This is a genomic window from Bradyrhizobium yuanmingense (genome assembly GCF_900094575.1).
GTDB classification, from domain to species: domain Bacteria; phylum Pseudomonadota; class Alphaproteobacteria; order Rhizobiales; family Xanthobacteraceae; genus Bradyrhizobium; species Bradyrhizobium yuanmingense.
In genome coordinates this window covers 174,117-201,112 of record NZ_FMAE01000007.1, presented here as the reverse complement: position 1 = coordinate 201,112, position 26,996 = coordinate 174,117, and the positions used below count along the sequence as shown (strand labels likewise).

Sequence of the window (26,996 nt, the reverse complement as noted above, 5' to 3'; positions counted from 1 at the left end):
GCCCTCCAGGGGAGGGTTAGATCGCCTAAAACGGCAGCCCCGTATAATTCTCCGCAAGCAGACGCTGCGCCGTCTCGGACGAGAGCAGGTAGTCGAGCTCCGTCTGCTGCAGACGATCCTCATATTCGATCCGGTCGGGGAAGCGGTGCAGCATCATCGTCATCCACCAGGAGAAGCGTTGTGCCTTCCAGATTCGCGCAAGCGCCTTGGCGGAATAGCCCTTGAGACCGGCATCGTCGCCGCTCTGATAATGCGCGAGCAGCGCGTGATAGAGATAGTAGATGTCGGACGCCGCGCTGTTCAATCCGCGCGCGCCGGTCGGCGGCACGATGTGCGCGGCATCGCCGGCGAGGAACAGGCGACCATAGCTCATCGGCTCGGCGACGAAGCTGCGCAAGGGCGCGATGCTCTTCTCGATCGACGGGCCGGTGATCAGGCGGCCGGCGACCTCGTCCGGCAGGCGGCGCTTCAGCTCGGCCCAGAACGCGTCGTCGCTCCAATCCTCCACCTTGTCGGTCAAAGGCACCTGGATGTAGTAGCGGCTCAGCACCTGCGAGCGCAGCGAGCACAGCGCAAAGCCGCGCTCGTGCTTCACGTAGATCAGCTCGGGCGATACCGGTTTCGTGCGCGACAGCACACCGAGCCAGCCGAACGGATAGACCTTCTCATATTCGCGCAGCACGTCCTTCGGGATCGACTTGCGGCTGACGCCATGGAAGCCGTCGGCGCCGACGATGTAGTCGCAATCGACGCGGAGCGTCTGCCCGTTCGAGCGATACGTCACATAGGGCCGATCCGACGTCAGATCGTGCGGCGTGACGTCCTCGGCATTGTGCACGACCTTGCCGCCGGCCCGGTCGCGTGCCTCGTAGAGGTCGCGCGTCAGCTCGGTCTGGCCGTAGACCAGGACCGAATTGCCGCCGGAATGCTTGTGCAGGTCGATGTGGGAGAGCACGCCGTCATGGGCGATCTCGAACCCGTTGTGGATCTCGCCCTCGCGGTCCATCCGCTCGCCGCATTGCGCCTCGCGCATCAGCTTCGCAAAGCCGTGCTCGAGCACGCCGGCGCGGATCCGGGCCAGCACGTGGTCGCGGCTGTATTTCTCCAGCACGATGGTGTCGATGCCCTTGAGGTGCAGGAGCTGGGACAGCAACAGCCCGGACGGCCCGCCGCCGATGATACAGACCTGAACTTTCATTTTTGCGTCCTCCCGTCGGCATTTTTTTGCATACGTTAAGGCGCAAGCCGATGGAGGGTTTCGCCTTTGTCTTGTACTATTCGAACATGAGAAGCGCGGCCCCCGCCCCGGCCATCCGGGTCTACAATCTGTTCGGCGAGTCCGGCGATCTGCCCGATGTCGTGCATTGCGAGACGATCGCCTCGCGTTCGGTGCTGCACGACTGGACGCTGGCCGTGCACCGCCATGCCCGGCTGCACCAGGTGCTGCTGATCGAGCGCGGCGGCGGCGAGGCGACGCTCGACGGGCGCGTGGTGCCGCTGAGGCCAATGCAGATCGTCAACGTGCCGGTCGGCCACGTCCACGGCTTCCGCTTCGTGCCCGATACGCAAGGGTGGGTTTTGACCATCGCCGCGGAGATCCTCGATGAAGCGCTGCTCGCCGCCGAGGGCCTGCGCGGTGCGCTGTCGCGGTCGGCCGTGGTGCGCGGCACGCCGCAGATCCGCGCCACGATGAAGCAGATCTTCGCCGAGCACGCCGCGCGCGACTTCGGCCGCGCGCATGTGCTCCGCGCCTTGTCGTCGGCCATGATCGGGCTCGTGGCCCGCGCGCTCACGGGCGAGAGCGGCGGCAACGGCACCGCGGAAAGCGGGTTGTTCCGCCGCTTCGAGGCGCTGCTGGAGCAGCATCATCTGGAGCGCTGGAGCGTCGCCGACTATGCCGAGGCGCTGTCGGTGACACCGACGCATCTCAACCGGATCACGCGGGCGGCGACCGGCGACACCGCCTCGCATCTGATCCTCAACCGACTGATCCGGGAGGCGCGGCGCAACCTCGTCTACACCAACCTGCCGGTCTCGACCATCGCCTACGCCCTCGGCTTCGAGGACCCCGCCTATTTCAGCCGGGTCTACGCCGCCGCCACGGGGGTCTCACCGCGCGCCTTTCGCGCCCGGCTCCATGGCGGCGAAGGCTGAACCACCGGACAAAGGATCAGGGCACGTCTGATCGACGCGCCCCGGATCCGCGATGTCTCTCGTTGCCACTTACCTTCGTATATAGCGCCCCATCCTTTGGATAGAGGCGCTTTACCTCCGTACAATTGAGCGGGGCACGCCCTCGCCCTAGCGTAACGGCATTCGGCGCCCTGGCGCTGGTGGCATGGAACCTCCCTAACCTCGGCGCAAGGCGGCCAACCCTGTCCGGTCGTCTGCGCCGCCTTTTCAGCAAAGCCATCGGCGCCTTCAGTTATTCCCGCCGATACGCCGCGCCATTTCGGCTGGACGGTCGGCTTTCGTGCCGAACCCGGGGAGTTGTGCATAATGTCTTCGCTTGGGAAGAGCGCGCTCTTTATCGACGGCTCCAATTTCCATGCCACCGCCAAGGCGCTCGGCTTCGAGATCGACTACAGACGCCTGCTCAGTGAATTTCAAAGCCGAGCTACGCTGTTACGGGCCTTCTACTACACGACCATCATCGAGGATCAGGAATATTCGTCGATCCGCCCCTTGATCGATTGGCTCGACTACAACGGCTTCACCGTCGTCACCAAACTCGCCAAGGAGTTCGTCGACCCCGCTACCGGCCGCCGCAAGGTGAAGGGCAGCATGGATGTGGACCTCGCCGTAAGCGCGATGGAGCTTGCCCAGCACGTCGATCAGATCGTGTTGTGCTCGGGCGATGGGGATTTCCGTTCGCTGGTCGAAGCCTTGCAACGCCGCGGCGTCCGCGTGACCGTCGTCTCCACGCTCTCCACTCAGCCGCCCATGATCGCCGACGACCTGCGCCGGCAGGCGGACATATTCATCGATCTGGTGGAGTTGAAACCAAAAGTGGGGCGCGATCCACCCGATCGACCGATATCGCGCGAAATGCGGCAGCCACCGCAATTCCTCGCGCGCGGAACGATCAGGCGCGACGACCGGGTGGAATGATCGAAGGACGGCGGCCCGACACCTCACACGTCGAAGAACACCGTCTCCTCCGGCCCCTGCAGATTGATCGTGAAGGAATACACGATCTTGCCGGCGCGCTCGCTGCGGGTTGCGATCAATGTCTTGCGGCGCACCGGCTGCTCGATCAGGTTGAGCACGGGATCGGCGGCGTTTGCCGCCTCTTCGTCCGAGAAATAGAGCCGCGTGTTGAGGCCGATGTTGATTCCGCGGGCGACGATCCAGAGGTTGACGTGCGGCGCGCATTTGCGCCCCGTCCTGTCGGTGATCGCGCCCGGCTTGATGGTCTCGAAGGTGACGAGGCCGCTCTCGAAGTCGGAGCCGGCGCGACCCCAGCCGCGAAACTCGTCATCCGGCGCGCCGGCGGAGCGATCGGCGGGGTGGTTGTAGCGGCCGGCCGCATTCGCCTGCCAGATCTCCAGCAGCACGTCGCGCAGCGGCGTGCCGGTGCCGTCGAGCACCTTGCCCTCCAGCGTGATGCGCTCGCCTTTGGTGTTCGGGCTCACCAGCACGTTGGAGAAGTTCTTCTCGAAGATGTCGAAGCCGGCCATGGCCGGGATCAGGCCGATATGGACGTAGGGCCCGGCGGTCTGCGAGGCGGTTTCATTGAGATAATTGAGCGGTTGCGGCATGGGCGTTAGTTCCCCGCGGTGCGATTTTCGAAATAGGTGGAGCGCTGGCCGCGCAGCACGATGTCGAAGCGGTAGGCGAGCGAGTCGAACGGCGTCGAGGCGTTGAGGTCGAGCGGCGCCACGAGGCGGTCGAGCGCGTCCTTGTCCGGGATCGTCGTCAGGATCGGACAGACCGGGATCAGCGGATCGCCTTCGAAATACATCTGCGTGATCAGCCGCTGCGCAAAGCCCGAGCCGAACACCGAGAAGTGGATATGGGCGGGGCGCCAGCTGTTGACGTAATTGCGCCAGGGATAGGGGCCCGGCTTCACGGTGCGGAAGTAATAGTAGCCGGTGTCGTCGGTGAGCGCGCGGCCGCAACCGCCGAAATTCGGATCGATCGGCGCCAGATAGGTGTCCTTCTTGTGCCGGTAGCGGCCGCCGGCATTGGCCTGCCAGAACTCGACCAGCGTGTTCGGAACGCCCCGGCCGGTCTCGTCCAGCACGCGGCCGTGGACGATGATGCGCTCGCCGACGGGATCGCCGTCCTTGGCGTAGTTGCGGATCAAATCATTGTCGAGCGGGCCGAGATCGTTGTGGCCGAACACCGGCCCCGTGATCTCCGAGATCGAGTTCTCCAAGGACAGCAGCGACTGGCGCGGCGAGCGCAGCACCGAGGACTTGTAGCCTGGCGCATGCGCCGGCGGATGGATCGCGCGGTCGCGCTGGAAGAAGCCGCCGTCGCCGAGCGGCGGCGTCAAGGGCTCGGGACGATTGAGGCGGGGATCCCGCAAGGCTGGCGCCTGGGCATTCATCGGCGTTGTCTCTCCCTGGGAGCCCGGGGTCGGGCGGCTTATCGGGAGAGCATGAGCCAGCCTATTCTCAAGATAAATAGATGAATTATAATGAATTGCATGAAGGAAATCGATCATTTGGCCCTCGACGGCCATGCCCTCGAGCTGTTCCTGGCGGTGCTGGAGGAAGGCTCGGTGACGGCGGCAGCGACGCGGCTCGGCCTCACCCAGTCTGCCGTCAGCCACGGGTTGAACAAGCTGCGGCGGATCGCCGGCGATCCGCTGTTCGCCAAGTCCGGCCGTGGCATCGTTGCGACGGCCCATGCGCAGGCACTGGCCGGCAAGGCACGCGCGCTGATCGACGAGATGCGCAGCTTCGCCGGGGGCGTCAGCTTTGAGCCGCCCCGCGCACAGCTGTCGTTGACGATCGCGGCCAACGATTTCCAGCGCGACCTGCTGCTGCCGCGGTTCTTCGATCACGTCGCCGCACAAGTGAAGGGCCTGAATTTGCGCGTGATCCCCTCGCAATCGCCCTCGCCCGCGATGCTGCGCGAAAACCGCTGCGACCTCCTGATCACGCCGCTGCCGCCGTCCGGCGTCGACATCGTGCAGAAGCGGCTGCTGAGGGATCACTACGTCTGCTACTACGATCCCAAAGCGCGCGCAGCGCCGGCCAGCCGCAGCGCTTATCTCGCGGCGCGTCACATCACCGTGGTCTATACCGACAATGAGCGGCTCGACTTCGACCGCCGGCTGGCAGCGAACGGGCTCCACCGCGACATCGCGATCTCCGTGCCGAGCTTCTCCGGCGTGCCGTCGTTCCTGCGCGGCTCACAGATGCTGGCGAGCATGCCGAGCCTGCTCGCGTCCGGCGTAATGCGTGGCTTTACGCAAACACCGATCCCGCTGGCGTCGCGCACGAAGACCCTGGCCGAGCTGCCGATGTTCATGGTCTGGCACCAGCGCTACCAGAAGGACCCGGCCCACCGCTGGGTCAGGAGCCAACTCGAGGCCGTCGCGGCGACGGCCGCCACGTTCTGACCTGCCGTTCTCATGCCCTGATAGCAGGCGCCGCGCTCCGCAAGACTGCCCTTCCCAAACCCACTGGTTGCGCAGGGGGAGCCGCGCTAAAATCCCCCCATGACAGTGACTGACATTGCGAACCGGACCTACAATCACAGCTGGCGGCTGGATCCCATCATCCGCAGCCTGCTCGATACCGACTTCTACAAACTATTGATGTTACAGATGATTCGGGAGGATTACCCGAGTCAGAATGTGACCTTCTCGGTCATCAACCGCTCGCGCCATGTGCGCCTTGCCGAGATCATCGACGAGGGCGAGCTGCGCGCCCAGCTCGACCATGCCCGCACCATCCGCTTCACCAAGAAGGAGCTGATCTGGCTGGCCGGCAACACCTTCTACGGCAAGACCCATATGTTCTCGGCGGATTTCATCCGCTGGCTGGCGGAATTCCGCCTTCCCGAATACGAGCTGCGCAAGGTCGAGGGCCAGTACGAGCTGCATTTTCACGGGCCCTGGACCCACACCACGATGTGGGAGATTCCGGCGCTTGCGATCCTCAACGAGCTGCGTTCGCGTGCGGCCATGAAGGGCCGCGGCCGCTTCGAGCTCGACGTGCTCTACGCCCGCGCCAAGGCCAAGTTGTGGACCAAGGTCGAACGGCTGCGCCAGCTCGAGAACCTGCGGCTCTCCGACTTCGGCACGCGTCGCCGCCACGGCTTCCTCTGGCAGCGCTGGTGCGTCGAGGCGGTGAAGGAAGGCCTCGGCCCCTCCTTCATCGGCACCTCCAACGTGCTTCTCGCGATGGACAACGATCTCGAAGCCATCGGCACCAACGCGCACGAGCTGCCGATGGTGGCCGCCGCGCTCGCCAGAGACGACGAGGAATTGCGCTGGGCGCCCTACCGCATTCTCGACCAGTGGCGTCAGACTTACGGCGGCAACCTCCTGATCGCGCTGCCCGACGCCTTCGGTACCAGGACCTTCCTCCGCGATGCACCGGAATGGGTCGCCGATTGGACCGGCTTCCGCCCCGACAGCGCGCCGCCGATCCAGGCTGGGGAGGAAATCATCGCCTGGTGGCAGAAGCAGGGTCGCAACCCCAAGGACAAGCTGCTCGTCTTCTCCGACGCGATGGACGTCGGCTCGATCGAGGACACCTATCGCCACTTCGCAGGGCGCGTGCGGCTCTCCTTTGGCTGGGGCACCAACCTCACCAACGATTTCGTCGGCTGCACGCCGGACGGCTCGATCAGCCTCGATCCGATCTCGCTGGTCTGCAAGGTCTCATCAGTCGACGGCCGTCCGGCCGTCAAGCTCTCCGACAATCCGGAGAAGGCGACCGGCCTGCCCTCGGAAATCGAGCGTTATCTGCGCGTGTTCGGCGACGCCGGTCGCGTGCGCAAGCCGGTGCTGGTGTAGGACACACGTCCACGGAGAGCGTGTAGCGCCCGTCCGCCGCTACGTCGTCATTGCGAAGAGCTCTTGCGACGAAGCAATCCAGAATGAAGCCGCGGAGGCAAGCTGGATTGCTTCGCTGCGCTCGCAATGACAAGGCATTGGTTCGCGATATCGCATCAGCTCCGATTTCGCGGCATTTGAAACGATCTGCGTGCATCCACGTCACATTACCTTCACCGTCCGTCACAATCCCTCGCACTTTTCAGGTCCAGTTAAGCAACCATCTCGTCTACTTTGCGTTGCAGGCGCAACGCCCCTGCCGGGCGCGTCGATCGACTTGGGGACTGGTGTGTTTCGCAGAACAGCGGCGTCGGCGGAGGGCGGCAACCTCCTTCACGTCATCAAGCTCGTCTCGCCTTTCGTGATGGTCGTCGTGCTGCAGGCGGCGATCGCCGGATTCAGTCTCGAGGTGATGTCGTCGGTCCGCGCCTATGTCGCCGGCGAAGCACTCTGGTCGCGCTCGCAGAAGAACGCGGTCTACTTCCTCAATCTCTATCTGCATTCGGGCGAACCGAGCCAGTTCGCGCAATATCAGGCTTCACTCGCCGTCCCCATCGGCGACGAGTTCGCACGCTGGGCGCTGGAACGCGATCCGGTCGACGTCGAGGCCGCCCGCGTCGGCTTTCTCCAAGGCGGCAACCATCCCGATGACGTCCCGGGACTGATCTGGCTGTTTCGCTATTTCAATCGCGTCAGCTTCCTCCAGGACGCGATCAGGGAATGGGCCGCCACCGATCCCATGCTGCTGGAGCTCAGCGTGTTCGGCGAGGTCATCCGATCCGAGCTGAAGAAAGGTCCCATTCAGGACGACGACCGCCTGCAATTCCTGTCGTCGCGGCTATCGGAGCTCAATGCCCAGTTCACGGTGCACGCCAAGCAATTCTCCACCGTCCTCGGCGAAGGATCCCGGGCGATCAAGCTGACGCTGACGGGCATCAACATCATCACGGCTGCGGCGCTGATCCTGCTCCTGATCTGGCATACGCGGCGCCTGGTGCGGCAACGGCAGACCTTCGAAGACGCCTTGCATGCCGAGAAGGAGCGCCTGGCCTGGCAGGCATCGCATGATTGGTTGACCGGCCTCTCCAACCGCCGCGCCTTCGAGGCGCGCCTGCAAGCCGAGCTGGACAATGCCGCGGCGGGTGCGCTCGCCCTCATCCTGCTCGACCTCGACCAGTTCAAGAGCGTCAACGACAGTTGCGGCCACCTCGCCGGCGACCGCCTGCTCTGCCAGGTCTCGCGCCTGCTGCAGCAGGACCGGCATGCGCATGATCTGGTGGCCCGGCTCGGCGGTGACGAATTCGGCCTGATCCTGCCGCGATGCTCGCCCTTCGATGCCGTCGACATCGCCGAGGGTCTGCGCCGGTCGCTGGAGCTGTTCAATTTCGCCTGGGACGACCGTTGCTTTGCCGTGACCGCCAGCATCGGCGTCGCCTGCATCGCCGACGGCAACATCACGCTCGAGGATGCGATGCGACGCGCGGATGCGGCCTGCTACCGCGCCAAGGAAAAGGGCCGCAACCGCGTTCAGGTCGAGAACGGGCGATCGGACGTTGTCGTCGTTGCGCCACGCCCGCGCGAAGCGGTCGCTGCACGAGGGTAATGGCATCGTCACCGCAGGGGCAGAATTCCAAGTCCTGCGAGATGGGTGTCGACGAATTGTTCGATCTGCTGGCGCAGCATCTGCGACGGCACGGCCACCATGCGCTCCTCGAGGCCGAGCGAGATGATGCCATGCACGGCGGAAAACAGCGTGCGCGACAGCAGCGCAATCTTCACGTCGTCCGCATCCGGCAATAGCCGCACCAGGGGCGGATGCATCAGCGCGAACGCATCCATCACCATCTGGAGGATGTCGTCCGGATAGGGGCGATCGTCCTCCATCCGATGCTCGAACAGGGAACGCAGCAAATTGGCGTGCGCGGCGAAGAAGTCGAGATAAGTCTCGGCGAGCCCATAAAGCTGGCGGACCGGATCCTCGGCGGGAACAGCACGGAGCCGGGCCGTGAGCGCCTGAACCGTTTCCCGGTTCACCGTCAGAATGACCCCGTCGAAGTCGCCAAACTCGTTATAGACGCTGCCGACCGAGCAGCCGGCCGCCTCGGCAACATCCCGAACCTTCAATGATCTCAGCCCCTTAGCTGAGATGATGCCGCGGGCAATTTCGACGATCTGGAGCCGGCGCCGAAATTTTTTCTGGTCGCGCGGCGATTCTTCTTGAACATTGTTCATTTTCAAGCTACTCATGTGAACATTGTTCAATCTAACCCGGAGACCTGGAAAATGCAAACCCTTGCTGTCGATATCGCCACCACCTTCGTCGATGACGCCGCCGCCCTCGTCGCCGGCTTTGGCCGGGCCCTGCTGCGGCTGGCCATGGCCCCGGTCAATCGCATCGCCAACGCCTGCGACGTTGCCGGTGTGCTCGCCGAACGCCGGGCGACTCTTCGGATGTGGCGGGCGAGCCGTGCCCGTGCCCGTCACGAGGGCCGCCGGTTCAGCCTGCTCGGCCGCTTCTCGCCGTTTCGCCACCTCGCCCATCTCACCTGAGGCGCGCACGCGGGTCGGCTCGAATGCAAGCGCCGGCTGCAAGGATGGACTTAACCATGTCCGGACGGGCGTGGCCGATCCGGCGGATTTCGACGATGCGGTTCAGTCTTTCCTTCATCGCCCGGCGCCATATCCGGGCGAGCGAGGCCGCTCCGCCCGGCCTCGACCGGATATTTGCGAACCTAACGATGCCGATTGGAGACCAACAGGATCGGAGGAACCGAGGGGACAGAGCAGGCCAGCAACTTCGTTGCCGCGCAATCGTTCGCCCTATGCTTCCGGTCGTGACGTTTCACAGACAACGTAACAACCTCAGTCTGCCTTGCCAAAACAGGACCAGTCATGATCAGGGAATTGATGTCGTCACGCCGCTTTGCGCCGCTGTTCTGGGCGCAATTCTTCTCGGCGCTCAATGACAACGTGCTCAAGAATGCGCTCGTCATCATCCTGCTCTACAGCGCGGCAACGAGCCACGGCGATGCGCTGGTGACGGTGGCAGGCGCCGTCTTCATCTTCCCCTACTTCATCCTGTCCGGGCTCGGCGGCCAGCTCGCCGACAAATACGTCAAATCCGTCGTCGCAAGGCGGCTCAAATTCGTCGAGATCTTTGCAGCCTGCTTCGCCGCTGCCGGCTTCTTCCTGCATTCGGTGCCGCTCTTGTTCGCAGCGCTCGCGCTGTTCGGCACCATCGCCGCGCTGTTCGGCCCGGTGAAATACGCGATGCTGCCGGACCAGCTCGAGCTCGGCGAACTCGCGACCGGCAACGCGCTGGTCGAAGGCGCGACCTTCATGGCGATCCTGCTCGGCACCGTCGCCGGCGGCCAGTTCGTCGCCGGCTCCGCGCATATGGGCTGGGTCGCATCCGCCGTGGTCGTGCTGGCCGTGTTGTCCTGGGCGTTCGCGTCCCGCATTCCGCAGACGACGCCCTCCGCGCCTGAGCTGCCCGTCGACGCCAATCCCTGGACCTCGACGGTGAGCCTGCTCAGGACGCTTCGTGCCGACCATCGCCTCTGGGACGGCACCGTGATCGTCTCCTGGTTCTGGCTGGTCGGCGCCATCGTGCTGTCGCTGCTGCCGGCGCTGATCAAGGACGTCGTCGGCGGCACCGAGGGCGTCGTGACGCTGTGCCTTGCCATCTTCGCGATCGGCATCGCGATCGGCTCGCTGTTTGCCGCCAGCCTCAGCCACGTTCGCCCGAACCTCGCGCTGGTGCCGATCGGCGCCATCATCATGGGCTTTGCCGGCCTCGATCTCGCCTGGGCCATCGGCGTCACCGCAAAGGGGCACGAGATCACCGCGCTCGGCTTCGCGACTTCGTTCGGTGGCCTGCGCATGCTGGCCGACTTCGTCGCCTTCGCCTTCGGCGGCGGCCTGTTCGTCGTGCCGTCCTTTGCCGCGGTCCAGGCCTGGTCGCAACCTTCCGAACGCGCCCGCATCATCGCCGCCGGCAACGTGCTGCAGGCTGCCTTCATGGTGGTCGGCTCGCTGTTCGTCGCGCTATTGCAGGCGGCAGGTCTGCATATCGGTTGGATCTTCTTCGGCCTCGGCGTCGCCAGCTTCGGCGCGGTGTGGTTCGTGCTGACCAAGTGGGGCAAGGAAGGCGTGCGCGATGCCGGCGGGCTTCTGTTCCGCGCCCTGTTCCGTACCGAGGTGCGCGGCCTCGAAAACCTGCCGCCTCCCGGCACGCGCATGCTGATCGCGCCGAACCATGTCAGCCTGATCGACGGCCCGCTGCTGCACGCCGTGCTGCCGATCGACGCGAGCTTTGCGGTCGACACCGGCATCGCCAAGGCCTGGTGGGCCAAGCCGTTCCTGCGCGCCGTGAAGCACTACACGATGGACCCGAGCAAGCCGCTGGCCGCGCGCGACCTGATCAAGCTCGTCGCCGCTGGCGAGCCAGTCGTGATCTTCCCGGAGGGACGGATCACCGTCTCGGGATCGCTGATGAAGGTGTATGACGGCACCGCGATGATCGCGGACAAGGCCGACGCCGTGGTCGTGCCGGTCCGGATCGAAGGCGCGCAACGCTCCTATCTCAGCTATCTCAACTCCAGCCAGATCAAGCGGTCCTGGTTTCCGCGCGTGACGGTGACGATCCTACCGCCGGTCAAGCTTCCGGTCGACGAAACGCTGAAGGGCAAGGCCCGCCGCAACGCCGCCGGCGCCGCGCTGCAGGACGTCATGATCGACGCCCTCGTCAAGAACGCCATGCTCGATCACACGCTGTTCGAAGCCCTCGGACACGCCTATCGCGACCGCGACACCGGCAAGGTCATCATCGAGGACGCGCTCGGCACCAAGCTGACTTATCGCAAGCTGATCCTCGGCGCGCAGGTCCTGAGCCGCAAGCTCGAGAACGGCACCGCAACCGGCGAGAATGTCGGCGTGCTGCTGCCGAACTCCGCGGGCGTCGCCGTCGTCTTCATGGCGCTGCAGAACAGCGGCCGGGTGCCGGCGATGCTCAATTTCTCGGCCGGTCCGGTCAACGCGCTCGCCGCCATGAAGGCCGCGCAGGTCAAGACCGTGCTGACGTCGAAGGCCTTCATCGAGAAAGGCAAGCTCGACAAGCTGATGACTGCGATCTCCGCGGAGGCACGCGTCGTCTATCTCGAGGACGTCCGCGCCTCGATCAGCCTCGCCGACAAGATCAAGGGCCTGCTCGCGGGCACGACGCCGCGCGTGCCCCGCCAGGCCAACGATCCCGCCGTCGTGCTGTTCACGTCGGGCTCGGAAGGTACGCCCAAGGGCGTGGTGCTGTCCCACCGCAACATCCTCGCCAACGCGGCGCAGGCGCTGGCGCGGGTCGATGCCAATGCCAACGACAAGGTGTTCAACGTGTTGCCGGTGTTCCACTCGTTTGGACTCACGGGCGGAATGATGATGCCGATGCTGGCGGGCATTCCGATCTACATGTATCCCTCGCCGCTGCACTACCGGATCGTGCCCGAGCTGATCTACCAGACCGGCGCTACGATCCTGTTCGGCACGGATACGTTCCTGACCGGCTATGCGCGCTCGGCGCACGCTTACGACTTCCGCACCCTGCGCCTCGTCATCGCCGGCGCCGAGGCGGTCAAGGACCGCACGCGGCAGGTCTTCATGGAGCGCTACGGCATTCGCATCCTCGAAGGCTACGGCGTCACCGAGACGGCGCCGGTGCTGGCGATGAACACGCCGATGGCCAACCGCCCCGGCACCGTCGGCCGTCTCTCGCCGCAGATGGAAAGCCGTCTCGATCCGGTCCCCGGCATCGAGGAAGGCGGACGCCTCTCGGTGCGCGGCCCGAACGTGATGCTCGGCTACCTCAGGGCCGAAAATCCCGGCGTGCTCGAAGTGCTCCCCGACGGCTGGCACGACACCGGCGACATCGTTTCGATCGACCCGGCCGGCTTCATCACCATCAAGGGCCGCGCCAAGCGCTTCGCCAAGATCGCGGGCGAAATGGTCTCGCTGTCGGCGGTCGAAGCCATCGCGACGGCGTTGTGGCCGCAGGCCGCATCGATCGCCGTGTCGATCCCCGACCAGCGCAAGGGCGAGCGCATCGTGCTGCTGACGACGGAGAAGAATGCCGAGCGCAGCGCGATGCAGGCCCAGGCCAAGGCGATCGGCGCCTCCGAGCTGACCGTGCCCGCTGCGATCATGGTGGTCGACAAGGTGCCGCTGCTCGGCACCGGCAAGACCGACTATGTCACGGCCACGACGATGGCCCGCGAGCAGGGATCCCCGCCCGAGCGCGAGGTGGCGTAAGAGGTTGCGAGACGGGCGGCGCGCGGATCACGCCGCCGTCCGCCGCTCCTGCGCATAGCGCACCAGCGCGGTGAAGCGATAAAGGCCGTGCACGAACTTGCCGTAGGGCATGGTGATGAACAACGCGAACACGGCGCCGAGATGCAGCGCGAGCAGCGGTCCCATCGCGGCAGTCTCGCGCAGCACCAGCAGCAGCATTCCGGTGAGGCCGGTCAGGAACAGCATGGCGATGAAACCGACGTCCATGCCGTAGCTGTATTCGTCGAGCAGCGCGGGATCGCGCCGCATCTTGGCCGCGAACAGGCCGATGGGCCCGACGATCAGGCCGATGCCGCCGAGCGTGCCGAGCACCACGGGCAGGTCCCACCACGGATACGGCGCCTCGCGGCCGAGCAGATAGTGATAGAGCGTCGCGACCGACGTCGCTGCGAAGCACAGGATGAAGCCGTAGAAAGTCAGGTGATGATAGAGCTTGCGCCGGTCGGTCGGCTTGTCGTCTTCGTTGTAGCAGCCGACGCCGCCGCCATGGAGATAGCGCAGCTCACCGGCGTCGCGGATCGCCTGAAAGATCGATCCGCCGTCGGCGCGGTTGCCGATCGGTGTGCCGATGTCGCGCCAGAAGGCACGCACGCTCATGACGAGTGCGAGGATCGCGTAGAGGAATGCGGCGCCAAACAGCGCGACCATCGCGTTGTGCGGCATTAGCTTGTAGAAGGCGCCGGGCCCGGTGTGCACGCCGAACAGCACGCCGCGGTCATTCAAGGCGGCAAAGCCGAGAATGAAGATCGCCATGCTGAGCGCGGCGGTGAGGCTGATGACGAGGCCGTTGCGCGCGAAGGCGCCGGATAGCGGCCGCGGCCAGGCATAGGCCGCATAGGACTCCGCGCGCGCAACCGCCAACGTCTTCGGGACGTTGACGTTGAATTCGTGCGGCGGCGAGAACTGGCAGTCGACGTAGCAGGCGCCGCAGGAATGGCAGAGATTGGCGAGATAGTTGAGATCGCCGTCGGAGAAGGCGCGCCGCATCTCCATGGCCGGAAACACCGCGCACAGGCCCTCGCAATAGCGGCAGGAATTGCAGACCGTCATCAGACGGTCGGCTTCGTCGAGAATCCTAGTTCCGTGCATGTTTCGCCGCTTCCCGTCCTGCGATCCGCCCGAACACGCTGCCGATCGTCATGCCCATGCCGGCCGCATAGCCCTTGCCGAGCACATTGCCGGCCATGATCTCGCCGGCCGCGAACATGTTGGCGGACGGCTTGCCGTCCTTCATCAGCATTCGCGCCTCCTTGTTCACGCGCGTGCCGAGGTAGGTGAAGGTGATGCCGGGCCGCACCGGATAAGCGAGAAAAGGCGGCGTCTCGATCCGGCGCGCCCAATGCGTCTTGGGCGGCGTGATGCCCTCCGTCACGCAATCATCCAGAATGGTGTGGTCGAAGGTCCCGGGCCGCACCGCGGCGTTGAACTCGGTGATGGTCTGTTCCAGCGCGGCCGGATCGAGCGCGAGCTTGCCGGCGAGCTCCGCGATCGTCTGCCCGGCGATCGGCGGAAACAACGTCGGCATGAAGCTGGTCACGACGGTGGAATCGAAGATGATGTAGGCGATCTGGTCGGGCTGCGCCGCGACCAGCCGGCCCCAGATCGCGTAGCGCTTCGGCCAGATGTCCTCGCCCTCGTCGTAGAATCGCTGCGCGTGCTTGTTGACGACGATGCCGAACACCACGGAGTCGTGCCGCGTGATGATGCCGCCGTCGAATTTCGGCGCGCGGGCATCGATCGCGACCGCATGACACTGCGTGGGATCGCCGACCTCCTGCACGCCCTTGTCGAGCAGCATCTTCAGGATCGAGCCGCGGTTATAGGGCGTGCCGCGGATCAGGAAGTTGTCGGCGGCCTCGCCCCAATATTGCTTCAGCCATTCGATGTTGGCCTCGAACCCGCCGGCGGCGGCGACCAATGACGTCGCGCGGATCTCGGTCTCACCCCTGACCGGCCGCTGGAGGCGCGCGGCGAGGAACATGCCGTCCTCGATCACGAGATCGACGACTTCGGCGTCGTATTCGACGTCGACACCGAGCCGCTCCGCGGTGAGATAAAGCGCGTTCAGCATCGCCCGCCCGCCGCCCAGGAAGAAGGAGTTGGTGCGGCCGAGGCTCAGCGTGCCGCCGAGCGAGGGCTGCCAGCGCACACCCTGCTCCACGATCCAGTTCAGGATGTCCTTGGATTCGCGGATCATATGTCGGGCGAGCACCTCGTCGGTCTGCCCGCCGGTGACGCGCAGCAGATCCTCCCAGAATTCCTCCTCGGTGTAGGGGCCGGTCAGGATTTCGGTCGCCGCATCATGGGCGCAGCGCATGTTGCGGGTGTGGCGGGTGTTGCCGCCGCGATAGAATTTCGGCGCGCCTTCGAGCACGAGCACCGAGGCGCCGCCGCGCCGCGCGCTGATCGCCGCGCACAGGGCGGCGTTGCCGCCGCCGATCACCAGCACGTCGTATTTGCTGCTCATCCCGTCTGCCCGATGCGGCCAAATTAGAGACATTCTTCCAGCGGGGCCTCGATCGCGCCGATCGGCCATTGCGCACCTTTGTATACAAAGATATACATCAGCTACGCAAGCGGCATCTCTGCATGGGCAGGGTACGCATCGAGGGACAATGGCCAGGCGTCCGGCAGGCTCAAGTGGAACGATCGCGCGCGGCGGCGGCGTTGCGCTCGGCGAAGCCGTGTTCCGCTCGCTGTGCGAAGCGCTCCAGGCCGGCAGCTACCGCGCCGGCGACCGCCTTCGCGAGGAAGAGGTCGCCCAGCGGCTGAAGGTCAGTCGCACGCCGGTGCGGGAAGCGCTGGGCCGGCTCGCCGCGCGCGGCTTCGTCGCGCCTGCCGGCGGCCGCGGGCTGATCGTCCGCAATCTCGACATCTCCGAGGTGCTTGAGCTCTACGCCATGCGTGAGATCATGGAAGGCGCCGCCGCGCGCCTTGCCGCTGAGCACGCCTCACAGCCGGAGATCGACGCGCTCCGCGATATTGAGCAGGCCTTTGTCGAGGCATCCGCGACGGATGCCGCCGAGATGGCAAAAGAAATGGCAAGGCTCAACCGCGCCTTCCACGAGGCCATCTGCCGCGCAGCGCGCAACCGCTATCTCGACAACGCCTCGCGGGAATTGCAGGACTGGATCGCCCTGCTCGGCCCGACCACCTTCACGGTGGCGGGACGCTCGACGACCAGCCACGGCGAGCATCGGAAGATCCTCGATGCGATCGCCACCCGCAACGGCGACAAGGCGGAGCAGCTCGCGCGTGCACACATCCGCGAAGCTCTCCGCTGCCGGCTGAAACTGTTGCAGAAGCAGTAAGTCGTCTGCCCGATCACGCCTCGAACACTCGCGTCAGCAGCCAATAGCCGCCGAGCAGACCGATCATTGCGGAGATGGCATAGACCAGCCTTGCCGCTCGTGCCGGCTTCTCTCGGCCGGCCGCAGTCACGCGGTCCAGCAGGCCAAGTACCGGCAACATCAGCGCGACGATCGCGATCTGCCCGATCTCGACGCCGACATTGAAGGCGGCCAGCGCCGGAACGATCGCATTGGGCGGCAGGCCGATCTCGCGCAGCACACCGGCGAAGCCGAAGCCGTGGATCAAGCCGAACAGAAAAGCCACCCGCCAGCGCCGGTCGACATCGCGCGAAAAGAAGTTCTCGACCGCGACGAAGACGATCGAAGCCGCAATCGCGGGCTCCACGATGCGGCTCGGGATGACCAGGATGTTCAGGGCCGCCAGCGACAGGGTGATCGAGTGAGCGATGGTGAAGGCGGTCACGATCTTGACGACCGGCAAGAGCCGCCGTGCCCACAAGACAATCGCGACCAGGAATGCGACGTGATCGTAACCGAGGAAGATATGCTCGACGCCGGTGACGAGATAACGCTGCATCGTCGAGAACAGCGACGGCGGCGCCGTCGAGAGGGTCACCGTCGTGTTGTCGGCGTCGAGCAAGGCCTGTGTCTCGGACCTGCCCTGCGCGATCAGCACCACCTGCCGCGCCGCCCTGTCTTTCTCCGTCAGCACGGTGGAGCGATAGATGATATCGCCGGCAGCGTCGGCACAAGCAAAGCTGTTGCGGTAGACGATGCCGTCACCATCCGCCAGGATCGCTGCATTTCCGGCGGAGCAGGCCCTGGCACCTCCTGTAACAGCCAGATGCGTGACCATATAGGCGAGGATCGCGGGCTTGGCCGCTTCGACGGCGGCGGGATCGACCGCGTCCCGTTTCGGATCATAGATCTTCGTACCGATCAGGCGATCGACATCGCTGCCCTTCAACCCGAGCTCGACGCTCACCGAGCGATCAGGGCTCAGCCCCACGCGCGCGGTGACGAGATTGACCTCATGTGCCTCTGCCGGAAACGCGAGGCCGAGCAGCACCGCGAGCCACGCCAGAAGCGGCCACCTCATGATCCCGTCCCATCGCCTTCAAGCCAGCACATCCGCCACGATCGCCTTAAGAACATCCCGCACATCGGTGGGCTTGAGCCGGACCTGCAGGCCGCGCTGGCCTCCATTGAGATAGACGAGATCATGCGCAAGCGCGCTCTGCTCGATCACGGTGCGCACAGGCTTGCGCTGCCCGAACGGGCTGATGCCGCCGACCTTGTAGCCGGTGACGCGCTCGGCCTCGGGCGGCTTCATCATCTGCGCCGACTTGCCGCTCGCCGCCGCCGCCAGCTTCTTCATCGAGACTTCCTGGTCGGACGGCACGACCACGCAGACCGGCTTGCCGTCGACTAGCGCCATTAGCGTCTTCAGGACGCGCGCCGGGTCCTCGCCGAGCGCGGCCGCCGCCTGGAGCCCGATGCTCTCGGCGTCGGGGTCATAGTCGTAGGTGTGAACCGTGAAAGCAACACCGGCGGCCGTGAGTGCGCGTGTCGCGGGGGTGACTATGGACATGAACGGTATTTACCACCGTCATTGCGAGGAGCGAAGCAACGAAGCAATCCAGAATCTTGCCGCGGAGGCAGTCTGGATTGCTTCGCGGAGCCTGTCATCGGGGCCGCGCTTCGCGCGGACCCGGTGGCTCGCAATGACGGTGTGGGTGGAAATTTCCCGCCACACTCCAGCCGTCGTTCCCGGCGAAGCCTACTCCGCCGCGTCCTGCATCACGGCGCGCTCGGCCCGCGCCGCGCAGAACTTGAACTCCGGGATCTTGCCGAACGGGTCCAGTGCCGGGTTGGTGAGCAGGTTCGCTGCCGCCTCGGCGTAGCAGAACGGCATGAACACCATGTTCTCCGGCACGTCGCGGTCGGAGCGGACCTTGACCTCGACGGCGCCACGGCGGGTCTCCAGGCGAATGAAATCGCCGGGCACCAGCTTCTTGTTGCGCATGTCCTTTGGCGACATGAACGCGACCGCCTCGGGCTCGATCTGGTCGAGCACCTGGGCGCGGCGCGTCATCGAGCCGGTGTGCCAGTGCTCCAGCACGCGGCCGGTCGAGAGCACCATCGGATATTCGTCGTCGGGAATCTCGTCCGGCGGGATGACCTTGGCCGGCACGATCTTGCCGCGGCCGCTCGCGGTCGGGAAGCCCGTGGTGAAGATGATCTCGTTGCCGGGCTTGTTCGGATCGTCGACCGGATAGGTCACCGCGCCTTCGCGCACCAGCCGTTCCCAGGTGATGTTCTTCAGCGACGGCATCAGCTCTGCCATCTCGGTGAAGACGTCGCCGGGTCCGGCATAGTTCCACGGCAGGCCCATGCGCTTGCCGATCTCCTGGATGATCCAGAGATCCTGGCGCGCATCGCCGGGCGGCTTGATCACCTGACGCGCCAGCTGCACGCGGCGGTCGGTGTTGGTGAAGGAGCCGTCCTTCTCGGCGAAAGCCGAGGCCGGCAGGATCACGTCGGCGTGGAACGCAGTCTCGGTAACAAAGAGATCCTGCACCACGAGATGATCGAGCATCGCCAGCGCATGGCGCGCGTGCTGCAGATCGGGATCGGACATCGCGGGATTCTCTCCCTCGATATACATGCCCGTGATCTCGCCGGCATGGATCGCGTTCATGATCTCGACCACGGTCAGGCCGCGGACGGGGTCGAGATCCTGCTGCCAGAGCTTTTCGAAGCTGCCGCGCAGATCATCGCGCCCCACCGGCTGGTAGTCCGGCAGGAACATCGGGATCAGGCCGGCATCGGAAGCGCCTTGCACGTTGTTCTGGCCGCGCAGCGGATGCAGGCCGGTGCCGGGACGGCCGACTTGGCCGGTGATCAGCGCGAGCGCAATCAGGCAGCGTGCATTGTCGGTGCCATGGACGTGCTGGCTGATGCCCATACCCCAGAAGATGATCGACGATTTCGCGCGCGCATAGGTGCGCGCCACCTCGCGCAAGGTCTGCGCCGGGACGCCGCAGATCGGCTCCATCTTCTCCGGCGTGAACTCCTTGATCTTCTCCTTGAGGTCCTCGAAACCCTCGGTGTAGCCGGCGATGTACTGGTCGTCGGTCAGGCCCTCAGTGATGATCGTGTTGATCATCGCGTTCAGCATGGCGACGTCGGAGCCGGGCTTGAACTGCAGATGCTTGGTCGCATGCCGCGACAGCGACTGCCGGCGCGGATCCATAACGAACAGTTTTGCGCCGTTCTGCTTGACCGCGTTCTTGATGAAGGTCGCCGCAACCGGATGGTTCACAGTCGGATTGGCGCCGATCACGATGATGACCTCGGCGTCCATGGCGGCAGAGAACGGTGCCGACACCGCGCCCGAGCTGAGGCCTTCGAACAGCGCCGCGACCGACGAAGCGTGGCAGAGGCGCGTGCAGTGATCGACGTTGTTGGAGCCGAAGCCGGTGCGCACCAGCTTCTGGAACAGATAGGCCTCTTCGTTCGAGCCCTTGGCCGAGCCGAAGCCGGCCAGCGCCTTCACGCCCTTCTCGTCGCGGATCTTGACGAGGCCCTTGGCGGCGATGTCGAGCGCTTCCTCCCAGCTCGCCTCGCGGAAATGCGTGAACGGATTGGCCGGATCGACCTGATCGTTCGCATCCTTCTTCGCGTTCGGCAACCGCACCAGCGGCTTCGTCAGGCGATGCGGATGGTGGATGTAGTCGAAGCCGAAGCGGCCCTTCACGCAGAGACGATTGTGATTGGCGGGGCCGTCGCGGCCTTCCGCATAGATCACCTTCTCGTCCTTGACCTCATAGGTGACCTGGCAGCCGACGCCGCAGAACGGGCAGAGCGAATCGACCTTCTTGTCGGCATAGGTGACGCGCGTCTGCTTGTCGTCGAGCATCACGGCCGGCATCAAGGCGCCGGTCGGGCAGGCCTGCACGCATTCGCCGCAGGCCACGCAGGTGGACTCGCCCATGGGGTCGTCGAAGTCGAACACGATCTTGGCGCCGGCATTGCGGTAGGCCATGCCGATGACGTCGTTGACCTGGACCTCGCGGCAGGCGCGCACGCACAGGCCGCACTGGATGCAGGCATCGAGATTGACGCGCATCGCCGGATGGCTGGCATCGGTGGCCCAGCGCTCGGCGGCTGGAAAGCGGCTCTCGGTGACGCCAGTGGTCTCGGCCCAATGCCAGAACTTCGACTCCGGATCGTGGCTGGTCTCGCGCGCCGGCTGGTCTGCGACCAGCAGCTCCATCACCATCTTCTGCGCAGCAGTCGCGCGAGCGCTCTCGGTCTTCACCTTCATGCCGACTGACGGCGTGCGCTTGCAGGACGCGGCGAGCACGCGCTCGCCCTCGATCTCGACCATGCAGGCGCGGCAATTGCCGTCGGGGCGATAGTCCGGCGCCGGCGAATAGCAGAGGTGCGGAATGTCGCGGCCCTGGCGCTTTGCGACCTGCCAGATGGTCTCGCCGGGCTTGGCCTCGACCTGCTTGCCGTCGAGTTCGAACGTAATCTTGGTCATTCGGCCGCTTCCTTGAACTCGTCAGGGAAATATTTGATCACGGAAGACAGCGGATTCGATGCCGCCTGTCCGAGCCCGCAGATCGAGGCATCGCGCATCGCCTGGCTCAATTCTTCCAGCAAGGCACGGTTCCAGACCGGCCTTTGCATCAGCAGCGCCGCCTTCTGGGTACCGACGCGGCACGGCGTGCACTGGCCGCAGCTCTCGTCCTCGAAGAACTTCATCAGGTTCAGTGCGGCCGACCGCACGCTGTCCTTGTGCGACAGGATCACGATCGCAGCCGAGCCGATGAAGCAGCCGTATTTCTCCAGCGTGCCGAAATCGAGCGGGATGTCGTCCATCGCTGCAGGCAAAATGCCGCCGGACGCACCGCCCGGCAGATAGGCGTAGAACTGGTGGCCGTCGGCCATGCCGCCGCAATATTCCTCGATCAGCTCGCGCACGGTGATGCCCGCGGGCGCGAGCTTCATGCCGGGATTCTTGACGCGGCCCGAGACCGAGAAGCTGCGCAGGCCGTGACGCTCGTGGCGGCCATGGCCCTTCCACCAATCGGCGCCCTTCTCGACGATGTCGCGCACCCACCACAGCGTCTCGATATTGTTGATCAGCGTCGGCAGGCCGAACAGGCCCACCTGGAACGGGTAAGGCGGCTTGTGCCGGGGCAGGCCGCGCTTGCCCTCGATGCTCTCCAGCAGCGAGGATTCCTCGCCGCAGATGTAGGCGCCGGCGCCGCGCCGCAGATGCAGCGTCGGGCCGCCCGACGGAAGCTTTGCGATCTCGCGCTGGAGGATCTCGCGCGAGGCCGGATATTCGTCGCGCAGATAGATGTAGACGTCGCTCGCCTGCACCACGTGGGCGCCGATCAACATGCCCTCTATGAAGCGATGCGGATCTGTTTCGAGATAATAGCGGTCCTTGAACGTGCCGGGCTCGCCCTCGTCGCCGTTGATCGCCATCAGCCGCGGCCCGGGCTCGCCCAGCACGGCGCGCCATTTACGCCCGGTGGGGAAGCCGGCGCCGCCAAGGCCGCGCAGCGAAGCGTCGTCGAGCGCTTTCAGGAGATCGTCCTTCGACAATTCGCCGGAGCGCAGACGATTGAGCAGCTTGTAGCCGCCACCGGCGAGGTAGGCATCGTACTCGGTATATCTGGGCAGATGCGCGTGCGTGTCGCCGGCCTTCGCCGCCGCCATGACGTTGGCGATTGTTGCGTGGTCGACGAAATTGTGACCGACTTCCGCGGCGGGCGCAGTATCACAACGTCCGACGCACGGCGCGCGCACGACGCGGATGCCGGGACCTGACGCGCTCTGCAGATCTTCGAGCAGCTTCTCGCCGCCAAGCATCGCGCAGGTGAGCGAATCGCAGACGCGGATCGTCAGCGGGGGAATGTCGGGCTCGCCTTCCTTCACCACGTCGAAATGCGCGTAGAAGGTCGCCGTCTCGAACACCTCGGCGAAGGCGAGCTTCATCTCGTCGGCGAGTGCGGCCAGATGCGCCGCCGAGATCTGGTGATACTTGTCCTGGATCAGGTGCAGATATTCGATCAACAGATCGCGCCGCCGCGGCCTGTCGCCGAGCAACAGCTCGATCTCGTGCGCGGCCGTGGGATCGACCTGCCGCCCCTTGGGGGTCGCCTTGGCGCGTCGGCGTCCCTCACCGGGATGCTCGAAGGAGCGGACCTTGTGCACGTCCTCGTGGCTCATCGCTTCGTCTCGATCTCGTCCTTATCAGGACTCCACTTCTATCCTCTGGCATGCCAGATGCCAAGAAAATTATCACGCTCGCGGAAGTGGTTACGCTGCACGGCTCAACGGAGCCCAGCACGGCCCTGCGTTCTTGAGCAAGGCCGAGCCAAGCCCGATTTGACCGGAAGATCAATAAAGGCGTCTCATGCTGCGATTGCGAAGTCCTATCGACGTCGCCTGAGGCGCGGCGGAGCGCAAAGGCCGCCGCCGTGAACATTCGCCTTTCTACGGGGCGTCGCTCTTTTCGACCAGGAACACGATGCGCGCCTCGTTGCGCTCGGTGATCTCGACCTTGTCGCCGGTCTCGCGGATCAGATTGGGAATATCGATCACAGAGAGCGGATCGGTGCAGTGAACTTCGAGCTGGTCCCCTGCCTTGAGCGGCTTGAGCGCCTTCCGCGTCTTGAGGGCCGGCAACGGGCATTTCAACCCGGTGAGATCGAGTGTCGTCCTGGTCATGGCCGCACCATGGCGAGGCGGAGCGGCTGCGTCAACGTTAGGAGGCATCAGATCAGGCTGGCGTAGGGCAGGAAGCCCACGTCCTGCCCCGGCTCGACATTCGTAATGTCCTCGCCGAGCTCGACGAGGCCATCGGTCTCGACCAGCGAGGATAGGAGCCCGGCGCCTTCGCGCGGGAACTTGATCGCCTCGAGCCCGCCGTCCTGCGCGCGCCGCAGCGAGGCGCGCACATATTCACGCCGGCCGGACTTCTTCCTGTAGGTGAACGCCGCGCGCAGCGGGATCGCCAAGAGCGGCTCCGGCAAGGCGCCCGACAGCGCCAACGCCGTCGGTCGCACCACATGGACGAATGTCACGAAGCTCGCGACGGGATTTCCGGGCAGTCCGATCAACGGCGTGCCGTCGATGATGCCCATCGCCACGGGACGGCCGGGCTTGATCGCCATCCGCCACAGCACCAGCGAGCCGATGCTCTCCACCGCCGCCTTGACGTGATCCTCCTCGCCGGTCGAGACGCCGCCGGTGGTGAGGATCAGGTCATGGCCGCCTGCGACCTGCTTCAGGCCGCGCGCCAGCGACGCTCGCTCATCGCGCAGAATGCCGAGATCGCTGACCTCGCAGCCGAGCCGCCGCAGCATCGCCATCAGCATGAAGCGATTGGAATCGAACAATTGCGAGGCGGCGCGCGGCTCGCCGGGCGAGGCGAGCTCGTCGCCGGTCGAGAACACGGCGACACGGATGCGCCTGACGACGTCGAGCCTCGTCAGGCCGAACGCGGCGGCAAGGGCGACGTGCTGCGGCCGCAGGCGCTGGCCGGCGCGCAGCGCGACCTGACCTTGGGGAATGTCCTCGCCTGCAGGCCGCACATTTGCGCCGGGCTTCAGCCCCGGCGGCAGCACGATCCTGCCTGAAGCATCGATGCGGACGTCCTCCTGCATGAAGACCGTCTCCGCATCCGGCGGCATCGGGGCGCCGGTGAAGATGCGCGCGGTGTGGCCGGGCTTGATCGGCGCTTGCGCAAGGCCGCCGGCCTGGATGCGGCCGTCAAGCGGGAAGGCCTGCTCTGCGCTTGCCGGAAGGTCGGCATTGCGCACGGCGTAACCGTCGACGGCGGAGTTGGTGAACGGCGGCAGCGGCAAAGGCGCGGCCAGATCGCGCGCGAGCACGCGCCCGTCGGCATCGACCAGCGCCACCGTCTCGAGATCGACGATGGCGTTGACGCGCGCCGTGATGAGGCCGACGGCTTCGTCGACCGACATCATCGGGCCGCCGAAGGCAAAGCAATCGTCCGACAGTTGCGCCATGGTGCCTCGTCAGCGTGTCGCTGCGCTTCTTGCTACCGCTTCCTCGACCGGCATCGCCGCCCGTATCATCAATGCCGCCGCGCCTTCGATATCGTCGAGATGGACAGTCGGCAGCCTCGTGTCAATCGCGACGTCGGTCGCAATCCCGGCAATTCCGGGATCGTCCGGAAACAGCAGCGGCTTGCCGTTGGCGGCACGATGCACCTCGATCTTGCGGTGCGGCTCGCGCTTGAATCCTTCGACCACGACGAGATCGACCGCGGAGAGCTTGTCGAGCAGCTCCGGCAGTCGCGGCTCCGCCGCCCCGCGCAGCTCATGCATCAGCGCCCAGCGTTTCGACGAGGCCACCAGAACCTCCGCCGCGCCGGCCTCGCGATGGCGCCAGGAATCCTTGCCGGGCACGTCGACGTCGAACTGGTGATGCGCATGCTTGATCACGGAGACGCGCAGGCCCTGCGCGTTGAAGTGCGGGATCAGCCGCGTCAACAGCGTTGTCTTGCCCGCACCGCTCCAGCCTGCAAGGCCGATGACTTTCATTCCAGCTCTCTTTTCCAGCAACCAGCGCTCGCCGATGGAACCACCATCCCCTCCCCTCATTGCGAGCGCAGCGAAGCAATCCAGACTGCCGCTGCGGAAAGATCCTGGATTGCTTCGCTGCGCTCGCAATGACGACAAGGTGGCATTTCGCTCTCTCCCCGCCATGCTTATATCGGCTTGACCCGAATGTCATGCTAACCTCGCCGCCATGATGAAGATCGACAAAGCCCCGGTGCCCCTGATCGTCCCCAATCCGGACGACCCGCGCCTGACCCAGAGCGTGACCGGCACCGACCAGACCGGCGCCAGGGTCGAGATCAAGGTACCCATGGAGCGGCCGCTGACGCTCTATTTGAACGCGCAGGAGATCGTCACCATGATGACGATCGGCGACTACCCGGAATATCTGGCGCTCGGCTATCTGCTGAACCAGAACATGCTGAAATATAACGACGTGGTCACCGAGGTCGAGTACGACGACGACCTCCAGGTGGTCGTCGTGCGCACCTCACACCACACCAATTTCGAAGCCAAGCTGAAGAAGCGCACGCAGACCTCCGGCTGCGCGCAGGGTACCGCCTTCGGCGACCTCTTGGAGGCGGTCGAGAGCGTCGCGCTGCCTAAGGCAGAGCTGCGCACCTCCTGGCTCTACCAGATGACGCAGACCATCAACACCATGCCCTCGCTTTATCTGGAGGCCGGCGCGATCCACGGCTGTGTGCTGTGCAAAGAAGGGACCCCGCTCTGCTACACCGAGGATGTCGGCCGCCACAACGCCGTCGACAAGATCGCGGGCTGGATGTACCGCCACGGCGTCGACGCGTCCGACAAGATCCTCTACACCACGGGGCGCCTCACCTCAGAGATGGTGATCAAGACCGTCCGAATGGGCATTCCGATCCTGGTGTCGCGCTCCGGCTTCACCGCCTGGGGTGTCGATCTGGCAAGGCAGGTCGGCCTGACGCTGGTCGGGCGCACCCGCGGCAAACGCTTCATCGTGCTCGCCGGCGAAGAGCGCATCGTCTACGACCAAAACCTCGCTTATGTCGAAGAGGAATCGGCCAAGCACAAGCGCAAGGGTGAAGGCGGTGACGACTGACATGTCCGCGGCGCGCGTTCCCCCGACTCTCGGCGTGCTGCTCGCCGGCGGGCTCGCGCGGCGCATGGGCGGCGGCGACAAGCCGATGCGCACCATCGGCGGCCGCACCATTCTGGAACGCGTGATCGCGCGCCTTTCGCCCCAGTGCAGCGAACTGATCCTCAACGCCAACGGCGATCCCGCCCGCTTTGCCGCGTACGGCTTGCAGGTCGTCGCCGACGACGTGCCCGGCTTCCCGGGTCCCCTCGCCGGCATCCTCGCGGCGCTCGACTGGACCGCGGCGAACCGGCCGGAGATCGAATGGGTGCTCAGCGCCGCCGGCGATTGCCCGTTCCTGCCGCGCGACCTCGTCGCGCAGCTGCATGAGGCGCGCGCGCGTGAGAATGCGCAGCTTGCGGTCGCCGCATCAGGCGAGCAGTCGCATCCGGTGATCGGCCTGTGGCGCGTCGCCTTGCACGAGGAGCTGCGCCACGCGCTCGTGGACGAAGACCTCCGCAAGATCGACCGCTGGACCGCGCGCTATCCGCTCGCAACGGTGACCTGGCCGAACGAGCCGCTCGATCCGTTCTTCAATGCCAACACGGTCGCGGACATCGCCGAGGCCGAGCGGCTGGCGGCGCTGGATGACGCGTCTTAGC

22 protein-coding genes are annotated in these 26,996 nt (G+C 65.4%); 9 read left to right on the top strand and 13 right to left on the bottom strand.

The window, feature by feature from the left end:
* Nucleotides 1-25 precede the first annotated feature (25 nt).
* Entirely contained in the window at nt 26-1,198 is a 1,173-nt protein-coding gene (pobA, locus tag GA0061099_RS25530) for a 4-hydroxybenzoate 3-monooxygenase (protein WP_036026588.1), read from the bottom strand.
* Nucleotides 1,199-1,248: 50 nt separating this feature from the next.
* Between pobA and GA0061099_RS25525 the strand changes: the two genes are divergently transcribed.
* Together GA0061099_RS25525 and GA0061099_RS25520 are read left to right on the top strand one after the other, a co-directional pair.
* Nucleotides 1,249-2,154 carry a helix-turn-helix domain-containing protein gene (locus GA0061099_RS25525; RefSeq protein WP_036026589.1) on the top strand — a complete coding sequence of 302 codons (906 nt, stop codon included), beginning with the start codon at nt 1,249-1,251 and terminating at the stop codon, nt 2,152-2,154.
* Between the two features lie 345 nt (nt 2,155-2,499).
* Nucleotides 2,500-3,111, top strand: a complete 612-nt coding sequence (locus tag GA0061099_RS25520) for a LabA-like NYN domain-containing protein (RefSeq protein ID WP_085972237.1) — start codon at nt 2,500-2,502, stop codon at nt 3,109-3,111.
* Between the two features lie 23 nt (nt 3,112-3,134).
* Here GA0061099_RS25520 and pcaG read toward each other — a convergent pair whose 3' ends face one another.
* Both pcaG and pcaH read right to left on the bottom strand, forming a co-directional pair.
* Nucleotides 3,135-3,761 carry a protocatechuate 3,4-dioxygenase subunit alpha gene (gene pcaG / locus GA0061099_RS25515; RefSeq protein WP_074448104.1) on the bottom strand — a complete coding sequence of 209 codons (627 nt, stop codon included), beginning with the start codon at nt 3,759-3,761 and terminating at the stop codon, nt 3,135-3,137.
* Between the two features lie 5 nt (nt 3,762-3,766).
* Nucleotides 3,767-4,555, bottom strand: a complete 789-nt coding sequence (gene pcaH / locus GA0061099_RS25510; RefSeq protein ID WP_036026596.1) for a protocatechuate 3,4-dioxygenase subunit beta — start codon at nt 4,553-4,555, stop codon at nt 3,767-3,769.
* Between the two features lie 90 nt (nt 4,556-4,645).
* Here pcaH and GA0061099_RS25505 point away from each other — a divergent pair, with 90 nt between their 5' ends.
* From GA0061099_RS25505 to GA0061099_RS25495, 3 genes are all read left to right on the top strand, one after another.
* On the top strand, nt 4,646-5,575 hold the full coding sequence (locus GA0061099_RS25505) for a LysR family transcriptional regulator (RefSeq protein WP_036026598.1): 930 nt from the start codon (nt 4,646-4,648) through the stop codon (nt 5,573-5,575).
* 99 nt (nt 5,576-5,674) lie between these two features.
* Nucleotides 5,675-6,979, top strand: coding sequence for a nicotinate phosphoribosyltransferase (gene pncB, locus GA0061099_RS25500; RefSeq protein WP_036011351.1), 1,305 nt, complete (start codon nt 5,675-5,677; stop codon nt 6,977-6,979).
* A 328-nt stretch (nt 6,980-7,307) separates the two neighbouring features.
* Nucleotides 7,308-8,621: a GGDEF domain-containing protein gene (locus GA0061099_RS25495; RefSeq protein WP_036011353.1), complete on the top strand. Its 1,314-nt coding sequence runs from the start codon at nt 7,308-7,310 to the stop codon at nt 8,619-8,621.
* Between the two features lie 8 nt (nt 8,622-8,629).
* On the opposite strand, the gene GA0061099_RS41375 is transcribed toward GA0061099_RS25495, so the two are convergent.
* A complete protein-coding gene (locus GA0061099_RS41375; RefSeq protein WP_193375193.1) occupies nt 8,630-9,250 on the bottom strand; it encodes a TetR/AcrR family transcriptional regulator in 621 nt (206 codons plus the stop codon).
* Nucleotides 9,251-9,910: 660 nt separating this feature from the next.
* Between GA0061099_RS41375 and GA0061099_RS25480 the strand changes: the two genes are divergently transcribed.
* Complete coding sequence (locus GA0061099_RS25480; RefSeq protein ID WP_036026602.1) at nt 9,911-13,315, top strand: acyl-[ACP]--phospholipid O-acyltransferase; 3,405 nt, start codon at nt 9,911-9,913, stop codon at nt 13,313-13,315.
* 27 nt (nt 13,316-13,342) lie between these two features.
* On the opposite strand, the gene tcuB is transcribed toward GA0061099_RS25480, so the two are convergent.
* Both tcuB and tcuA read right to left on the bottom strand, forming a co-directional pair.
* Nucleotides 13,343-14,443 (bottom strand): tricarballylate utilization 4Fe-4S protein TcuB, encoded by a 1,101-nt coding sequence (tcuB, locus tag GA0061099_RS25475; RefSeq protein ID WP_036026603.1) that lies wholly within the window; start codon nt 14,441-14,443, stop codon nt 13,343-13,345.
* Nucleotides 14,430-15,821, bottom strand: coding sequence for an FAD-dependent tricarballylate dehydrogenase TcuA (gene tcuA / locus GA0061099_RS25470; RefSeq protein ID WP_036026604.1), 1,392 nt, complete (start codon nt 15,819-15,821; stop codon nt 14,430-14,432). The genes tcuB and tcuA overlap by 14 nt, the downstream gene beginning before the upstream one ends.
* Before the next feature lie 148 nt (nt 15,822-15,969).
* Here tcuA and GA0061099_RS25465 point away from each other — a divergent pair, with 148 nt between their 5' ends.
* Nucleotides 15,970-16,665, top strand: coding sequence for a GntR family transcriptional regulator (locus tag GA0061099_RS25465; RefSeq protein WP_036026606.1), 696 nt, complete (start codon nt 15,970-15,972; stop codon nt 16,663-16,665).
* A gap of 13 nt (nt 16,666-16,678) precedes the next feature.
* Here GA0061099_RS25465 and GA0061099_RS25460 read toward each other — a convergent pair whose 3' ends face one another.
* The 7 genes from GA0061099_RS25460 to mobB all read right to left on the bottom strand — a co-directional run bounded on the left by GA0061099_RS25460 (nt 16,679) and on the right by mobB (nt 25,259).
* Nucleotides 16,679-17,764 carry a HupE/UreJ family protein gene (locus tag GA0061099_RS25460; protein WP_036026607.1) on the bottom strand — a complete coding sequence of 362 codons (1,086 nt, stop codon included), beginning with the start codon at nt 17,762-17,764 and terminating at the stop codon, nt 16,679-16,681.
* Nucleotides 17,765-17,782: 18 nt separating this feature from the next.
* Nucleotides 17,783-18,256, bottom strand: a complete 474-nt coding sequence (gene ybaK / locus GA0061099_RS25455) for a Cys-tRNA(Pro) deacylase (RefSeq protein ID WP_036026609.1) — start codon at nt 18,254-18,256, stop codon at nt 17,783-17,785.
* Between the two features lie 189 nt (nt 18,257-18,445).
* Nucleotides 18,446-21,214, bottom strand: a complete 2,769-nt coding sequence (fdhF, locus tag GA0061099_RS25450; RefSeq protein WP_036026611.1) for a formate dehydrogenase subunit alpha — start codon at nt 21,212-21,214, stop codon at nt 18,446-18,448.
* A complete protein-coding gene (locus tag GA0061099_RS25445; RefSeq protein WP_036026612.1) occupies nt 21,211-22,917 on the bottom strand; it encodes an NADH-ubiquinone oxidoreductase-F iron-sulfur binding region domain-containing protein in 1,707 nt (568 codons plus the stop codon). Before GA0061099_RS25445 ends, fdhF begins: the two co-directional genes overlap by 4 nt.
* Before the next feature lie 267 nt (nt 22,918-23,184).
* Nucleotides 23,185-23,418: a sulfurtransferase TusA family protein gene (locus GA0061099_RS25440; protein ID WP_036011410.1), complete on the bottom strand. Its 234-nt coding sequence runs from the start codon at nt 23,416-23,418 to the stop codon at nt 23,185-23,187.
* Between the two features lie 47 nt (nt 23,419-23,465).
* Complete coding sequence (locus tag GA0061099_RS25435) at nt 23,466-24,722, bottom strand: molybdopterin molybdotransferase MoeA (protein ID WP_036026614.1); 1,257 nt, start codon at nt 24,720-24,722, stop codon at nt 23,466-23,468.
* A 9-nt stretch (nt 24,723-24,731) separates the two neighbouring features.
* Nucleotides 24,732-25,259, bottom strand: coding sequence for a molybdopterin-guanine dinucleotide biosynthesis protein B (gene mobB, locus GA0061099_RS25430; RefSeq protein ID WP_036026615.1), 528 nt, complete (start codon nt 25,257-25,259; stop codon nt 24,732-24,734).
* Between the two features lie 208 nt (nt 25,260-25,467).
* Between mobB and fdhD the strand changes: the two genes are divergently transcribed.
* Together fdhD and mobA are read left to right on the top strand one after the other, a co-directional pair.
* Complete coding sequence (gene fdhD / locus GA0061099_RS25425; RefSeq protein ID WP_036026616.1) at nt 25,468-26,358, top strand: formate dehydrogenase accessory sulfurtransferase FdhD; 891 nt, start codon at nt 25,468-25,470, stop codon at nt 26,356-26,358.
* A 1-nt stretch (nt 26,359) separates the two neighbouring features.
* Nucleotides 26,360-26,995 (top strand): molybdenum cofactor guanylyltransferase MobA, encoded by a 636-nt coding sequence (gene mobA / locus GA0061099_RS25420; protein ID WP_036026651.1) that lies wholly within the window; start codon nt 26,360-26,362, stop codon nt 26,993-26,995.
* Nucleotide 26,996: the final 1 nt, after the last annotated feature.

What these genes read in the sequence shown, in the direction of transcription:
- GA0061099_RS25520 (WP_085972237.1), top strand. Translation starts at nt 2,500, where the DNA reads ATGTCTTCGCTTGGGAAGAGCGCGCTCTTTATCGACGGCTCCAATTTC.
- pobA (WP_036026588.1), bottom strand. Translation starts at nt 1,198, where the DNA reads ATGAAAGTTCAGGTCTGTATCATCGGCGGCGGGCCGTCCGGGCTGTTG.
- GA0061099_RS41375 (WP_193375193.1), bottom strand. Translation starts at nt 9,250, where the DNA reads ATGAACAATGTTCAAGAAGAATCGCCGCGCGACCAGAAAAAATTTCGG.
- GA0061099_RS25465 (WP_036026606.1), top strand. Translation starts at nt 15,970, where the DNA reads ATGGCCAGGCGTCCGGCAGGCTCAAGTGGAACGATCGCGCGCGGCGGC.
- fdhD (WP_036026616.1), top strand. Translation starts at nt 25,468, where the DNA reads ATGATGAAGATCGACAAAGCCCCGGTGCCCCTGATCGTCCCCAATCCG.
- mobB (WP_036026615.1), bottom strand. Translation starts at nt 25,259, where the DNA reads ATGAAAGTCATCGGCCTTGCAGGCTGGAGCGGTGCGGGCAAGACAACG.
- pncB (WP_036011351.1), top strand. Translation starts at nt 5,675, where the DNA reads ATGACAGTGACTGACATTGCGAACCGGACCTACAATCACAGCTGGCGG.
- GA0061099_RS25480 (WP_036026602.1), top strand. Translation starts at nt 9,911, where the DNA reads ATGATCAGGGAATTGATGTCGTCACGCCGCTTTGCGCCGCTGTTCTGG.
- pcaH (WP_036026596.1), bottom strand. Translation starts at nt 4,555, where the DNA reads ATGAATGCCCAGGCGCCAGCCTTGCGGGATCCCCGCCTCAATCGTCCC.
- GA0061099_RS25440 (WP_036011410.1), bottom strand. Translation starts at nt 23,418, where the DNA reads ATGACCAGGACGACACTCGATCTCACCGGGTTGAAATGCCCGTTGCCG.
- tcuA (WP_036026604.1), bottom strand. Translation starts at nt 15,821, where the DNA reads ATGAGCAGCAAATACGACGTGCTGGTGATCGGCGGCGGCAACGCCGCC.
- GA0061099_RS25525 (WP_036026589.1), top strand. Translation starts at nt 1,249, where the DNA reads ATGGAGGGTTTCGCCTTTGTCTTGTACTATTCGAACATGAGAAGCGCG.
- mobA (WP_036026651.1), top strand. Translation starts at nt 26,360, where the DNA reads ATGTCCGCGGCGCGCGTTCCCCCGACTCTCGGCGTGCTGCTCGCCGGC.
- ybaK (WP_036026609.1), bottom strand. Translation starts at nt 18,256, where the DNA reads ATGTCCATAGTCACCCCCGCGACACGCGCACTCACGGCCGCCGGTGTT.
- GA0061099_RS25445 (WP_036026612.1), bottom strand. Translation starts at nt 22,917, where the DNA reads ATGAGCCACGAGGACGTGCACAAGGTCCGCTCCTTCGAGCATCCCGGT.
- tcuB (WP_036026603.1), bottom strand. Translation starts at nt 14,443, where the DNA reads ATGCACGGAACTAGGATTCTCGACGAAGCCGACCGTCTGATGACGGTC.
- pcaG (WP_074448104.1), bottom strand. Translation starts at nt 3,761, where the DNA reads ATGCCGCAACCGCTCAATTATCTCAATGAAACCGCCTCGCAGACCGCC.
- GA0061099_RS25460 (WP_036026607.1), bottom strand. Translation starts at nt 17,764, where the DNA reads ATGAGGTGGCCGCTTCTGGCGTGGCTCGCGGTGCTGCTCGGCCTCGCG.
- GA0061099_RS25435 (WP_036026614.1), bottom strand. Translation starts at nt 24,722, where the DNA reads ATGGCGCAACTGTCGGACGATTGCTTTGCCTTCGGCGGCCCGATGATG.
- fdhF (WP_036026611.1), bottom strand. Translation starts at nt 21,214, where the DNA reads ATGACCAAGATTACGTTCGAACTCGACGGCAAGCAGGTCGAGGCCAAG.
- GA0061099_RS25505 (WP_036026598.1), top strand. Translation starts at nt 4,646, where the DNA reads ATGAATTGCATGAAGGAAATCGATCATTTGGCCCTCGACGGCCATGCC.